The organism is Lentibacillus halophilus, assembly GCF_039522485.1.
GTDB classification, from domain to species: domain Bacteria; phylum Bacillota; class Bacilli; order Bacillales; family Amphibacillaceae; genus Lentibacillus; species Lentibacillus halophilus.
On sequence record NZ_BAAADM010000054.1, the window covers coordinates 496310 to 510878 of the forward strand.

A 14569-nucleotide genomic window follows, 5' to 3' on the forward strand; every position below is an offset into this window, starting at 1 on the left:
TTTTTCCACAGCCATTGGATTCAATGTGACATTAATATTATTTCCGATGGCTTTGGAGTACGGGCAAATCAGATAAGCTTCATTGGCCAATTCTTCTGCTTCTTCCGGATTGGCTCCTTCGATTCGCACGTCCAGATTAACAGCGATTTTGTATCCGCCATCGTCCGCATCGTTGCATAAACTTACTTCAACCGTTGTTTCCGAGTCCACACTTTCATGTTTCTTTTCTGCCGCGAGCTGAACGGCTCTGTCAAAGCAGGCGGCATAAGCTGCGGCAAAAAGCTGTTCCGGATCAGCGCCTTCATCCCCATTCGGGATTAGAGGATTAACAAGGTTCAAATCAATATATCCGTCTGCTGAACGTACATGACCGTCGCGACCATTTGCTGCAATAGCTTTGGACGTAAATAGAACGTCACTCATGATTACACTCCTATCTCATCTGTGTACAGGTTGTATTCCTGCTTTCCTCCCTGTTTAAACTTATAGAAATGCTTTTTGTTCGATCCCCTCAATAAAACGGTCCACTTGTGGCAAATTGCGGACACCTTCTTGATAACATATCCAAGTCTTACGCGTGACTGGACGTCCGTCCAACTGAAGGGCTACATGCGGATATTTATCCATTAGCGAGCTGGATACACTTTCCGGCAAAACAGCCATTCCCAACCCTTCCTGCATGAATTGTTTGCACGTTTCGATTTGGTCGACACTGATTTTTTTGACTGTTTTAATGTCTTGATGATAATACAGCCAGGTATCAACTTGATTATGCATACTATCATCGCTTTTAAACGAAATAAGCGGACGTTCTTTCAATTGATGATCCGGAAACGGTTCGGTATCAAATATATATAAAGCATCTTCAAATAATAGCTTGCTGATGGATTCCTTCAACGTCTCCCCGCGTATGATACAGACATGATAATGATTATGTTCGCGCTTAATGTCCTCACTGAGCCCAGTCACTAAATCAATTTCAACGTTCGGAAATGCTTGCGTGTATTCACCCAAAATAGACGGGAGAAAACGCTGGCTGACAAGCGATGAACAAGCCACCGATAATGTGCCTTGCACCTCACCGCTTGACCGCGCAAGTGTGTTTTTAATGGCCTTTTCCTGGGTGGTTACTTGGCGGGCATGACCTAGAACTATTTCTCCTGCCGGCGTCGGGACCAGGGTTTTGGGTGTCCGTATAAATAATTGTTCACCAAAATAGTTTTCCATATATTTTAGACGCTGCGTCACAGCCGGTTGTGAAATGAGAACGTCTTTGGCAGTACCGCGAACGGTGCCAATTTTCTGCAGTTTTAAGAGTAACTCATAATCGTCTATTTTCATGCCCATTCCCTCACTTAATACATTATACCGTATTATGCTGCGTATCACACTTATCACTAAGACTGGAATTAACAACAGCAGTTCTAAAAAAGTCAGAGATGGGCGCGCCATTCTTTTAATTCGTTCTGCTCTGTGTCTGTCAACGTCCCATCATTTGCCAAGAGCTGAACAACGGTATCGAAATCCGTAACGGTCCAAAAATCCAGGTTTGCCTCGTCAAATTGTTGATGGGCTTTTTTTAGACCATACGTAAAAATAGCCGCCACCCCCAGCACGTCAGCCCCAGCTTGTCGCAATGCTTCTGCTGCTTCAATCGACGAGCCACCGGTGGATATGAGGTCTTCCACAACAAGTACACGCTCACCCTTATGTAAATGTCCTTCAATGCGATTTTCTAATCCGTGCTTTTTCGGCTTTGAACGGACATACACCATAGGCAAATCAAGTTCCTCGGCCAACCAAGCAGCATGCGGAATTCCGGCTGTGGCACAACCGGCTATAACGTCTGGCTGCTCATTCATTTCGTCTATTATCCCGGTGAATCCGGACACAATTTGTTTGCGCACATCAGGATAGGACATCGTCAAACGATTATCACAATAAATGGGAGAACGAATACCTGATGTCCAAGTGAAATAATCATCCGTTTTAATTTGGATCGCCTTTATGTCCAACAATTCTCGTGCCATCGTATCATGCATTTCCATTATTCCACTCCTCTATCACATGGTTATAAGCGACTGCGGGATCAGGCGCATCACGCACCGTCCGTCCAAGAACGAGGATGTCAGCCCCATTTTCCCGGGCTCGGGACGGCGTGGACGGGCGTTTTTGATCATCTGCGGAGACTCCTTTTAAACGAATGCCCGGTGTAACAGCCAGAAGCGATGATCCACAAGCCTTTTTTATTGCTGGTACTTCGTCGACCGACGAAACCACGCCATCGGCACCATTCCGATGGGCTAATGATGCCAAATGGACGGCATGATCTTCCACATTGCCCGTAATTTTTAACTCATTATTCATCACAGCTGCATCGGCCGAAGTGAGCATCGTGACAGCAATCAGTTTGGGTGGACGTCCGGATGAAGCACCGGCCATCAGTCCTTCTTTTGCTTGTTGGATCATGGCACTGCCACCGGATGCATGAATGGTAATCATATCCACATCCAGTCCGGCGATATTTTTCATCGCTTTGTTGACCGTTGTCGGAATATCATGCAATTTCAAATCAAGGAAAATGCGGTGACCATTTTTCTTCAACGTCTCTATAAATGTTGGACCTTCCCGATAAAAAAGTTCCATTCCCACTTTTACCGGGATGCCCTGCAAATCATTTGCATCTATAAACTGTTCAGCTTCCTTTTGACCGGAGAAATCCAATGCAAAATATATCTGTTCCTTCATTCGTTATGACCCCTTCCGATCGCGTCTTGGACCGACTCATATCCATATTGCTGTAACACACCGGGCAAACGGTTGATCATCTCCGGGCATGTATACGGATTCGTGAAATTAGCCGTTCCAACGGCAACCGCACTGGCTCCTGCCAACATAAATTCCAGAACATCTTCCGCTTCAGCAATACCACCCATCCCGATAATTGGAATGGATATATGCGGTTTCACTGCATAGATCATCCGGATGGCAACCGGTTTGATGGCCTGCCCGGAAAGACCACCTGTTTTATTGGCCAGGGTCGGTTTTTGACTAGCCAAATGAATCTGCATCCCGGTCAGCGTATTGATCATGGACAGGCCGTCCGCACCTGCCTGCTCCACCGCTTTGGCCATTGCAACGATATCAGACGTATTTGGTGATAATTTGACATAAACGGGCAAATGGCTAACAGCTTTGACGTGTTCGGTCACCTTAGCAGCCATATCCGGATCAGAGCCGAACTGAATGCCACCTTCTTTTACATTCGGACACGAAATATTCAATTCCAAAGCACTTACCGATGGTGTCTTATTAAATGCTTCTGCAACAGTCACATATTCTTGAATCGTACTACCTGCGACATTCGCTACCACCGGAACATGGTACCCTTCCAAAAAAGACACTTCACTGGCGATAATCTGTTCTACTCCGGGATTCTGCAGGCCGATCGCATTCAGCATGCCTGAGGCGGTTTCAGCGACACGAGGTGTTGCATTTCCTAAACGGGCTTCTCCGGTGGCCGCTTTCATAATAACGGCTCCGAGCTTATTCAAATCATAGAAATCACTGTATTCCCGCCCGAATCCGAAACAACCTGATGCAGGCATAACCGGATTCTTCAGGCGCAGCCCCGGTAGGTCAACAGCCAAATTAGTCATAATATCACCCCATTCGCACCAAAGACTGGTCCATCTGAGCAAATTTTTTTGTAGCCACTCGCCGAATCATCCCGTATCATGCAAGCAAGACATGCTCCTGTACCACAGCCCATACGCTCCTCCAATGAAATGGAGCCGGGTTGGTCCTGTAATTGATGCGTCACGGCTTTGAGCATCGGAACCGGCCCGCAGGAAAAATAGTAATCAAACTCTCCCGCCTCATCCACTATATCCGTGACAAGCCCGTGATGACCGAGGCTTCCGTCATCAGTAACAACATACGTTTGACCGATGCGTTCAAACCGTTCTTTGTAGAATACGTGCGCTTTGGATTGAAAACCTAGGATTGTCTTTACGTTCACCCCTTGTTCATGCAATGCGTGAGCAAGACCGTACAGAGGAGGAACGCCAATGCCTCCTCCTATCAGCAAAGCTGTCTGCAGTGATGTCTCCTGCAAAGCAAACCCATTGCCGGATGGTCCTACTGTATCCAACGTCATACCAGGTTTCAAACGCGCCAGACAACGTGTTCCGTCGCCGATAATTTTAAACAGAATTGTTACGGTTTCCTGCTCGCTATCAATCGACGCAATGGAAATGGGTCTTCTCAACGTGTGCCCCTCCGCCAATACGTATAAAAATTGTCCGGGCTTGGCGGCCGCTGCAATATACGGATGATGCAGCGTCATTTCCATCGTATCCAAAGCGATCTCCTTGACAGATAAAATGGTCATATCCACACGTTCTTTCATGAACGGACCTCCTGATGAGAAGTCATTGGTGTGGCTTTAAACGTTGTCGAATCAATGACATTCAAAATGGCATTGGCTGTATCAAGGTTGGTAAGGCATGCAATACCGTGTTCCACTGCCTCCCGGCGGATCATAAACCCATCTGAACGCGGCTGTTTCCCAGAGGTCAGCGTATTAACGACAAGCTGAACTTCCAAATTCTCAATAATGGAGATGACATTTCGCTCAGCCGAGCCAATTTTGGCGACTTCTGTAACGGGGATACCAGCGTTTTGCATATAGGCTGCTGTTCCTTTGGTGGCATACAAATGGAAACCAAGCTCGTGAAACCGTTTAGCGGATGCCAATGCTTCTTGCTTATCTTTGTCCGCAACGGTCAATAAGACAGCACCATCTTTCGGCACAGGCATACTGGCCGCTTTTAATCCCTTGTACAATGCTTTTTCCAATGTTTCATCGTGGCCGATTGCTTCTCCGGTCGACTTCATCTCAGGACCAAGTGTCGTATCCACGCTGCGTAACTTTTCAAAGGAGAAGACCGGAACTTTTACCGAAACAGCATCTTGTTCAGGCAGAATTCCGGTTGCATAGCCCATCTGCTGCAAGGATTCTCCCAAGATGCAGCGGGTGGCAAGAGCTGCCATCGTCACACCGGTAATTTTGCTCAGGAATGGTATCGTACGACTGGCTCGCGGATTTACCTCGAGAACGTATACGTCACCTTGATCAATGATGAACTGCAGATTGATCAAACCGACAGCATTCATACGACGGGTTATTTTGATGGCTGCATCCAGACATTTCTCTTTGACATCTTGACTGATTCGCTGCGGCGGATATACCGCAATGGAGTCACCGGAGTGAACACCGGAACGTTCGATGTGTTCCATAATACCCGGGACAATCACGGTTTCCCCATCACTGATGGCATCGACTTCGATTTCAATGCCGGTTAAATACTTGTCAATCAAAATGGGATGTTCGCTATCCGCTCCATCCGACTTCGCTAAATAAGCGTCGAGTTCCTCCTCATCATGCACAACATCCATTCGGCTGCCGCCAATAACATAAGAAGGCCGGACGAGCACCGGATAACCGAGTTCTCTGGCAGCATCAAAAGCATCATCAAGTTGAGGGACTGCTTTGCCTTTTGGCCGTAACAAATTAAGTTCATTCAGCAACGCTTCAAATTTATCACGGTCTTCGGCTTTATCAATCGCCTCCAAATTCGTACCCAAAATGGTAACGTTCCGTCGTTTCAGCCCATCGGCCAAGTTGATTGCTGTCTGACCACCAAATTGGAGAATGACGCCTTCAGGCTGCTCCAGATCAATGACATGCATGACATCTTCCAATGTGAGCGGTTCGAAGTAAAGTTTGTCCGATATACTGAAATCGGTTGAAATCGTTTCCGGATTGTTGTTCATAATGATGGCTTCATAACCCATTTCCTGAATGGCCATCACGGAATGGACAGTGGCATAATCAAATTCAATCCCTTGACCAATCCGTATGGGTCCGGAGCCGATAACGAGTATTTTTTTACGTTCGGACGGCTGGGATTCATTTTCATCTTCATAGGTGCTGTAAAAATACGGTGTATCCGATTCGAACTCCGCCGCACACGTATCCACCATTTTGTAAACGGGTGTAATGGATTGTTCCATGCGGAATGTATAGATTTGATCGACTGATACATCCCATAACCGTGCAATATGTGTATCCGACAAACCGGCTTCTTTTGCTTGTTTCATCACTCCAGGAGAAAAAGGTTGGGCAGAAAGACTTTCTTCCAAACCAATCAGTTGCTGCAGTTTCACAAGATAAAAGCGGTCAATCTGTGTCAGCCGGTACAATTCATCAATGGGGACATCTCTGCGAATCACCTCAGCCAAAACAAACAAGCGTTCATCATCGGCTTTTTGAAGTCGATTTTTCAGTTCGTCAACCGTCAGCTCAACAAGACTTGGAAGCCATAGTTCTTCCGTGCCGATTTCCAGGGACCGGATTCCTTTAAGTAACGATTCCTCGAAACTTCGACCAATAGCCATCACTTCGCCGGTTGCTTTCATCTGTGTTCCGAGATAGCGGTTTCCGGTTACAAACTTATCAAATGGGAAGCGTGGAATTTTCGTTACCACATAATCCAAGGACGGTTCAAAACAAGCATAGGTTGTACCTGTAATCGGGTTGACGATTTCATCAAGCGTCAAGCCAATGGCGATTTTGGCAGCGATTTTCGCAATCGGATAACCGGTTGCTTTTGATGCTAAGGCTGACGACCTGCTTAGACGCGGATTTACCTCAATAACGTAGTATGCAAAACTGTTCGGGTCGATGGCCAGTTGTACGTTACAGCCGCCTTCGATTTCCAGGGCACGAATAATGTTGAGCGATGCATTCCGCAATAGCTGATATTCACGGTCACTCAATGTCTGTGATGGAGCAGCTACAATGGAATCGCCTGTATGAATTCCTACCGGATCAATGTTTTCCATATTGCAAACAGCAATAGCCAAGTCCTGTTTATCCCGCACCACTTCATATTCTATTTCTTTAAAACCGGCAATATTTTTCTCAATCAGACATTGATTGACCGGTGAAATGGCTAGACCATTCCGGACGATTTCTTCCAATTCATTTGCGTTATAGCACATTCCTCCGCCGGTGCCGCCTAATGTGTAAGCAGGACGAACAATAATCGGATATCCGATAGATGCAGCAAAATTTGAAGCCGCCTCGACAGAATTAACAATCGTGCTTTCAGGAACGGGTTCGCCGAGGTCATTCATCAACGAACGGAACACTTCTCTGTCTTCTGCTTTTTGAATAGCGCTCAGGGATGATCCCAAAAGTTCAACGTTATACGCATCCAATATACCACTTCTATCCAATTCAACTGCCATATTCAGACCGGTTTGTCCGCCCAGTGTCGGCAGTATGGCATCAGGCTGTTCTTTCCGGATAATTTTTGTCAAAAAGTCTGCCGTTAATGGCTCCATATAAACTTTATCCGCCATAGTATGATCGGTCATGATCGTGGCAGGATTGGAGTTAGCCAGAATAACCGTATAGCCTTCCTCTGACAGTGCCTGGCATGCCTGTGAGCCAGAATAATCAAATTCAGCGGCCTGACCGATCACAATCGGGCCCGATCCAATAACGAGAATGGTCTGTATATTCGTTTTTTTAGGCATACATATCCTCCTTACCATTGCGTGTGCAGTCTGTAATCAACTGTAAAAATTCATCATATATGTGCTTCATATCTTCGGATCCCGGTGAACTTTCTGGCTGATATTGAACGGAAAAAGCCGGGTGGACCGTGTGCCGGATACCTTCTACGGAATGATCATGAACGGAAACCTGTGTCAGTTCCAAGTCAGTTTTTGCTAATGAATCACGGGATACGGCATAGCCATGATTTTGCGACGTTATGAATACCTTATCATTTGTGAGGTCCTTCACTGGATGGCTCGGACCTCTATGACCGAATGAAAGCCTTTCTGTGTCTGCTCCAGTGGCCAGAGCCAACAGTTGATGACCCAAACCGATGCCGAACACAGGATAGCTGCCAACCATTGACCGGATGGTTGCAACCGAATCAGGAATATCTTTTGGATCACCTGGTCCGTTCGAAAGCAAGATCCCATCCGGCTTCAGTCGCAAAATGGCCTCCCATCCATAGTTATATGGAACAACAGTCACATGACAATCACGTTTGGTCAGCTCCCGTAAAATGCCATGCTTCATTCCGAAATCGATAAGAACGATTCGCTTGCCACCGCCTGGTACCACATAAGGCTTCAAGGTGGATGTTTTTTGAACTAAATCGCTTTCCCGCTCCGAATGGCGCAATCGTTCCAGTGCTTGTTCTGCGTTTTCACCAATTCCACTCATGGCTGCTCGCATCGTGCCATGTGCGCGAATTCGTTTCGTTAACATTCGGGTGTCAATCCCTGAGAGTCCGGGAATATTATTGGCCCGCAAATAATCATGGAGCGTCTCTTCACTACGAAAATTGGACGGAGATGAGCAGAATTCCTTTGCAACAAATCCATATACGAACGGGGTGACGGTTTCGAAGTCATCCCTATTGATGCCATAATTGCCTGCCAAAGGATATGTTTGCATCACAATCTCTCCGCAGTACGATGGGTCTGATACTATTTCCTGATAGCCGGTCATACCGGTGTGAAACACCATTTCTCCACTGGTGCCGTTATCAGCACCGAAGCCTTCACCTTTCAACGTCGTTCCATCTTCCAAAACTAAGAAACGTTCAGTCATATACATCCTCCTTGTAAACGATATGTCCGCCCACCACTGTCATAACTGGCATGGCTTGTACATGCCAGCCTTGAAACGGGGTGTTCTTTCCCTTGGACGACAATGCATGTTTGTCGATGATGCCTTCTTTATTGAGATTGACAACCGTAAAATCAGCAACGCCACCTTCTTCTAATGTTCCGTATGGCAATTGGAAAATGTGGGCAGGGTTGACGGTCAACCAATCAACAAGTTGTTTCAATGGAACCTTTCCCGTCTGGACCAAGTAAGTATATAAAAGCGGAAAAGCCGTTTCCATCCCGGTGATTCCAAATGGAGCATCACGGAATCCGCCCGCCTTTTCATGAGCTGCATGCGGGGCATGGTCTGTCGCAATACAATCAATGGTTCCATCAAGCAACCCTTCCAGCAACGCTTGTTGATCTTCTGTACTGCGCAAAGGCGGATTCATTTTAAAATCAGCATCATCAGCTGTGACAGCTTGTTCATTCATTAACAGGTGGTGCGGTGTAACTTCGGCTGTAACACGAATCCCTGCCTTTTTGGCATCACGAATGACACGAACAGACTCCTTTGTGCTGACATGACACACATGATAATGGCAGCCACTTGCCTCAGCCAGAAGCACATCACGGGCAATCTGTACGGATTCACTCAGTGACGGGATACCCGGCAAGTTCATCCGTTCACTTACGTCACCTCGGTGCACAACACCGTTATACACCAATGAATTATCTTCACAATGGGCAACCACTGGCATTCCATTGGCGGCGGCTTCCGACATAGCCCGAAGCATGTGATCGGCCGTCTGCACCCCGACCCCGTCATCAGTGAAAGCAAACACGTTCATTCCGGAAAGTTCTTTAATAGGTGTCAAATCATCCCCCTTTAGCCCTTTCGTAATGGAGGCATATGGCAACACATTTACGTAAGCATCCCGACTTATTCGATCCAGCAGCTGACGCACCGTTTCCGGATTGTCCGGAACAGGGTTGGTGTTTGGCATGGCGCATATGGTTGTAAATCCGCCGCGGGCAGCTGCCGTTGTTCCAGTAGCTATGGTTTCTTTATGTTCCCCGCCTGGCTCACGTAAATGCACATGAACATCGACAAATCCCGGAAGGAGCAGCTGATCCATGCAATCAATAGTGCAAGCCGATTCATCACTTATAACTGGAGCCATCGTTGTGATCATACCATCTTCCACCAAAAGTTCACATGGTTCTGTTTCCCCGTTCTGTAATAGCTGACGTGCATGTTTAAATAGATAACGCATTATAAGATTCCGCCTCCTTCGTCTAATAACCGTTGAATAATAGCCATTCGTACTGGTACCCCGTTTTCCATTTGTTTAAAAATCCGTGATCGATCACACTCGACCAGCCTTGTATCCATTTCAACGCCACGGTTCACCGGTGCAGGGTGTAATATGATGGCATGATTCTGCATATTCCTTTCCCGTTCCATCGTTAATCCATAATCTGCCAAATAGGATGATGTATCATAAGCGGATAATCCATGCCGTTCATGCTGAATGCGGAGCAGCATCAGCACATCACACATCTCACATGCCTCATCCATTGTCACATACGGAATGCCTAGTGTTTCATCTTTAAATCCCGGTACTTCTACAAAATAGACGTTGGCACCCATCGTCCTGAGCGCACTGGCATGCGAATACGCCACTCTGCTGTGCTTGATGTCACCGGCAATCGCAACATTAAGGCCTTTAAAAGCACCGAATTCCTGTTTAATGGTGAGCAAATCCAGCATGCATTGCGTCGGATGATCTTTTTTCCCGGAACCGGCATTAATAAGGGGAATGGAAATGTTTCCGGACAACTGGTCATACCACGTGTCCTGGCAATGTCGGATAACCAATAGATCCGCACCGACCGCTTCATAAGTTCGGGCCGTGTCGTAAAGGGATTCCCCTTTTGACATACTGGACGTATTCGTCTGTAAATCAAGTGTCTCCATTCCCAGCTTTTTTTCCGCCACAAGAAAGCTTGTCTTTGTACGTGTGCTCGGTTCAAAAAACAAATTTGCAGCAAAATAGCCTTTGGCATTCGGTGATGGATTATTGCCAACCTCTTCTGCTCGTTGCAAAATTGAGTGTATGGCATTGGATGAGAGATCGTTTACTGATAAAAAGTGCTGCATGCTTTTTCATCCTTTCTCTTGGTTTGACTGTTTATGCCACATGGTGATCGTGACTGTGACTGTCAGTTGAAAGACTGCTGTCATCAAACAAAGCTCCGTTGCCATAACCGCTTTCCTTGCCGGGAAGCACAAGGTTCAAGAGAACACCTATGATAGCTGACAATGCCATCCCGGCAATTTGTAAGTTATCCGATAATTGGATGAATGCTCCACCGACACCAATGACAAGGATGACCGAAGCGATAACAAGATTTCGTTTGTGACTGAGATCAATCTGGTTATCAATGAGCATCCGCAGACCATTCGAAGCAATAATACCAAACAAGAGAATGGAGACACCGCCCATGACTGCCGATGGAATCGAGCTGATCGTGGCAGTGACAATCCCGAGGAAGCCGAACAGGATAGCAAAGAGAGCCGCACCGCCTACAACGAAGACACTGAATACACGTGTAATGGATAAAACGCCAATGTTTTCACCGTACGTTGTATTCGGCGGACCACCGAGAAATGATGCGATCATCGTTGCAACCCCATCACCGAGAATGGAACGGTGAAGTCCAGGCGTTTTAAGAAAGTTTTTTCCGGCAACTTTGGAGAGCACCATTTGATCACCGATATGTTCGGCAATAGTTACGAGCGCCACAGGAACCATCAACAAAACTATCTCTCCGTTCATCACATCCAATGGCGCGTAGTCCAGAAACGGAACAACGAAATCCGGTGATTGAAACAATGCAACAAAAGCACCCCAAACGGATCCTGCTGATGCAATGGCTGTCCACTGCTCATTGATGCTTGATGTGTCAACAATACCTTGAAAAAGTGCGAATACATACCCGGATACAATTCCAATAAGAATCGGAATGAGATTTAAGAACCCTCGAAAAAAAATGGTGGCAATAATCGTTACGGCCAACGTAAACAGTGCCACACTGAAATGCGTCCCGCTATATACATCGTCATCCAATCCGGGCACATACATGGACATATCAATCGCCGTGGAAGCCAATCCGAGTCCAATAACGATGATCACCGGACCAACGACAATCGGTGGCAGTATGCGCATAAGCCAATTCAGTCCAAGCAGTCCGATCAAAAGCGCGACACCGCCATATACCAACCCTGCCAGGAAGGTGCCAATCATCGCGCCGGCCGGTCCACTGGCTGAACTGGCACCGATAATCGGAGCGATAAATGCGAAACTGGACCCTAAATAGGCTGGAATTTTTCCTTTGGTAACGACAAGATAAGCCAGTGTCCCTAAACCGCTTGATATCAATGCGACTGCCGGGGACAATCCGGTCAAAAACGGAACCAATATCGTAGAGCCGAACATCGCGAATAAATGCTGCAGACTGAGAGCGATCCACCGCTGCCATTTTGGCACGTCATGTACATCCATTACCATTTCCTGTTTTTTCATCGTTATCTCCTCCAAATTTTTCATGGCTTTTCATAACCACCAAAAAAATGCCTCTTTGCGAAAAGGCCGCAAAGAGGCACACGTGGTCATCAAATCAAGTACGCGTTTCCTGGAAGCGACCTTATTAATCTCACCGGATTCACTTAAAGGTCTATCTATTTATTTATCATAAATACTCACTTCATCATGGGCATCCACATCATTCAGCTGAACAACGATGATTTCACTTTCCGATGTGGGGATGTTTTTGCCAACATAATCGGCTCGAACTGGAAGCTCGCGGTGTCCCCGATCAACAAGAACACCAAGCTGAATTTGGGATGGCCGTCCGATATCCATTACCGCGTCCATTGCCGCACGGACGGTTCTGCCGGTATACAACACATCATCGATTAAAATAACTTTTTTGTCTTGTAAATCAGCATCAATTTTCGTTTCTTTCAACTCCGGATCCGCACTGACGGTTACTGTCTCCAAATCATCCCGGTATAGCGTTATATCAAGTTCTCCAACAGGGACAGTGACACCTTCAATTTGTTTAATTTTATCTTGCAGCCGTTTTGTCAGCGGAATTCCTCTTGTTTTAATACCAGCAAGAACAAGATTATGACCACCTTTGTTCTTTTCGACAATTTCATGGGCAATTCGTGTTATAGCCCGTCCTATGGCTGCCTGATCAAGCAATACGGTCTTCTTTTGCAAATGCAACCTCCCCTTCGTACCGAAAAAATCCCTTTTTCCTAGGAGGGAAAAAGGGATTTGGATATACGTGACGTGTCAGCGCATGACATTTCCGGTACCTTTTTAGCCTCACAGGACTATATTAAAGGTTCTTTATTTATTTCCTTTTTATTATCGCAGACGTTACTACTGCTGTCAATCGATTTTTTCCAGTTGTGTCAAAAGATCACGAAAATAAGGGGGCGCTTCCACTGTGAATTGAACTCTTTCTTCTGTTTTTGGATGGATAAAGGCCAGAGATTTTGCGTGTAATGCCTGTCCGTCTATCGCCATCGTTTTACGTTTTCCGTATTTGGGATCGCCTGCAATCGGGAAACCGATATAATTCATATGGACACGAATTTGATGGGTACGGCCCGTTTCCAGCTGACATTCAATATGTGTAGCATGTTCGAATCGTTGCAACACGCGGAAATGGGTGACGGCCTCCTTACCATTATCAACGACACCCATTTTTTGCCGGTTATTTTGATCTCTGCCAATCGGAGCATCAATGATACCCGTGTTATGGTCGATGACCCCATGTACGATCGCTTCATACTCGCGGTCCACGTTGTTAGCAGAGAGCTGATCTGCCAAATGTCTGTGCACGGTATCCGTTTTGGCGACGACCAATAGACCACTCGTATCTTTATCGATGCGATGAACGATGCCGGGACGTTCTTCGCCGTTTATCTGTGACAAATGATCACAGTGGTTAAGCAACGCATTCACGAGTGATCCGGATGAATGACCGGCTGATGGGTGGACGACCATTCCACGTGGTTTATTGACAACAAGCAAGTAATTATCTTCGTAGACAACCTCCAATGGAATTTGTTCCGCTTCAATTGTTAATGAATCAGGTTCGGGAACCGTCCATTCAACAACGTCACCTGTTTGACATTTATAATTGGTTTTTACGTTTTTGCCGTTAACATGTACATATCCATCTGTTATCCATGACTGAAGCTGTGAACGGGATGTATCAGAAAGCAGCCCAGTCAGCAGTTTGTCAATCCGTTTTTGATGTTCCGTTTCTGTTACCGTGTGTTGGTGTATCATGGTTACGTTTGTCCTTTCGCTCTTCAATAATCGTTGTTATGATCACGAGTATCACACCGACAACCAGAGATGCGTCGGCAATATTAAAAATGGGGTAGTCGTATCCAAAAATGACAAAATCAAAAAAATCGACCACTTCCTGTCGGAACAATCGGTCAATGAAATTGCCGATGGCACCGCCCAGAATCAGACTTAACGCCACCGCCAGCCATCGATTTTCCTTAGCATGTGTCTGCATGAAATAAACTATCCCAATCACAACGATGACGGTAATAATGTAAAAAAAGATCATTTTGCCCTGAAGGATTCCCCAGGCCGCCCCGCTATTACGATGGGACGTCATATAGAAAAAACCGCCAATAACAGTCAGTCGTTCCCCAATTTCCATGGTCTGTACAACAAACCACTTACTCAGTTGATCCATCACAATAACGAGGAATGCCAATAAATAATAGAAATACATGCCCGTGCCTCCAGTGTCTCAATCCCAATGT

Annotated in this window: 14 protein-coding genes; all 14 read right to left on the reverse strand. The window is 46.3% G+C overall.

What is annotated here, in order from left to right:
• Positions 1-423: Ohr family peroxiredoxin (locus ABDZ72_RS12240; RefSeq protein WP_343753487.1), on the reverse strand; the 423-nt coding region annotated here is incomplete at its 3' end.
• Positions 424-483: 60 nt separating this feature from the next.
• Positions 484-1341, reverse strand: a complete 858-nt coding sequence (locus ABDZ72_RS12245) for a LysR family transcriptional regulator (protein ID WP_343753489.1) — start codon at positions 1339-1341, stop codon at positions 484-486.
• A 92-nt stretch (positions 1342-1433) separates the two neighbouring features.
• A complete protein-coding gene (pyrE, locus tag ABDZ72_RS12250; protein ID WP_343753756.1) occupies positions 1434-2042 on the reverse strand; it encodes an orotate phosphoribosyltransferase in 609 nt (202 codons plus the stop codon).
• A complete protein-coding gene (gene pyrF / locus ABDZ72_RS12255) occupies positions 2035-2748 on the reverse strand; it encodes an orotidine-5'-phosphate decarboxylase (protein WP_343753491.1) in 714 nt (237 codons plus the stop codon). The genes pyrE and pyrF overlap by 8 nt, the downstream gene beginning before the upstream one ends.
• Entirely contained in the window at positions 2745-3659 is a 915-nt protein-coding gene (locus ABDZ72_RS12260; protein ID WP_343753493.1) for a dihydroorotate dehydrogenase, read from the reverse strand. Before ABDZ72_RS12260 ends, pyrF begins: the two co-directional genes overlap by 4 nt.
• Entirely contained in the window at positions 3656-4411 is a 756-nt protein-coding gene (locus tag ABDZ72_RS12265; RefSeq protein WP_343753495.1) for a dihydroorotate dehydrogenase electron transfer subunit, read from the reverse strand. The genes ABDZ72_RS12260 and ABDZ72_RS12265 overlap by 4 nt, the downstream gene beginning before the upstream one ends.
• Positions 4408-7608: a carbamoyl-phosphate synthase large subunit gene (carB, locus tag ABDZ72_RS12270; RefSeq protein WP_343753497.1), complete on the reverse strand. Its 3201-nt coding sequence runs from the start codon at positions 7606-7608 to the stop codon at positions 4408-4410. Before carB ends, ABDZ72_RS12265 begins: the two co-directional genes overlap by 4 nt.
• The gene (locus tag ABDZ72_RS12275) at positions 7601-8701 is read right to left on the reverse strand and encodes a carbamoyl phosphate synthase small subunit (protein WP_343753499.1); all 1101 of its coding nucleotides are present in this window, start codon (positions 8699-8701) and stop codon (positions 7601-7603) included. The genes carB and ABDZ72_RS12275 overlap by 8 nt, the downstream gene beginning before the upstream one ends.
• Positions 8694-9977, reverse strand: coding sequence for a dihydroorotase (locus ABDZ72_RS12280; RefSeq protein WP_343753501.1), 1284 nt, complete (start codon positions 9975-9977; stop codon positions 8694-8696). Before ABDZ72_RS12280 ends, ABDZ72_RS12275 begins: the two co-directional genes overlap by 8 nt.
• Positions 9977-10864 (reverse strand): aspartate carbamoyltransferase catalytic subunit, encoded by an 888-nt coding sequence (locus tag ABDZ72_RS12285; RefSeq protein WP_343753503.1) that lies wholly within the window; start codon positions 10862-10864, stop codon positions 9977-9979. Before ABDZ72_RS12285 ends, ABDZ72_RS12280 begins: the two co-directional genes overlap by 1 nt.
• 31 nt (positions 10865-10895) lie before the next feature.
• On the reverse strand, positions 10896-12290 hold the full coding sequence (locus ABDZ72_RS12290; RefSeq protein WP_343753505.1) for a uracil-xanthine permease family protein: 1395 nt from the start codon (positions 12288-12290) through the stop codon (positions 10896-10898).
• A 159-nt stretch (positions 12291-12449) separates the two neighbouring features.
• On the reverse strand, positions 12450-12992 hold the full coding sequence (gene pyrR, locus ABDZ72_RS12295; RefSeq protein WP_343753507.1) for a bifunctional pyr operon transcriptional regulator/uracil phosphoribosyltransferase PyrR: 543 nt from the start codon (positions 12990-12992) through the stop codon (positions 12450-12452).
• Between the two features lie 174 nt (positions 12993-13166).
• Positions 13167-14075 carry an RluA family pseudouridine synthase gene (locus ABDZ72_RS12300; protein WP_343753509.1) on the reverse strand — a complete coding sequence of 303 codons (909 nt, stop codon included), beginning with the start codon at positions 14073-14075 and terminating at the stop codon, positions 13167-13169.
• Entirely contained in the window at positions 14026-14538 is a 513-nt protein-coding gene (gene lspA, locus ABDZ72_RS12305; RefSeq protein ID WP_343753511.1) for a signal peptidase II, read from the reverse strand. The genes ABDZ72_RS12300 and lspA overlap by 50 nt, the downstream gene beginning before the upstream one ends.
• Between the last annotated feature and the right edge of the window lie 31 nt (positions 14539-14569).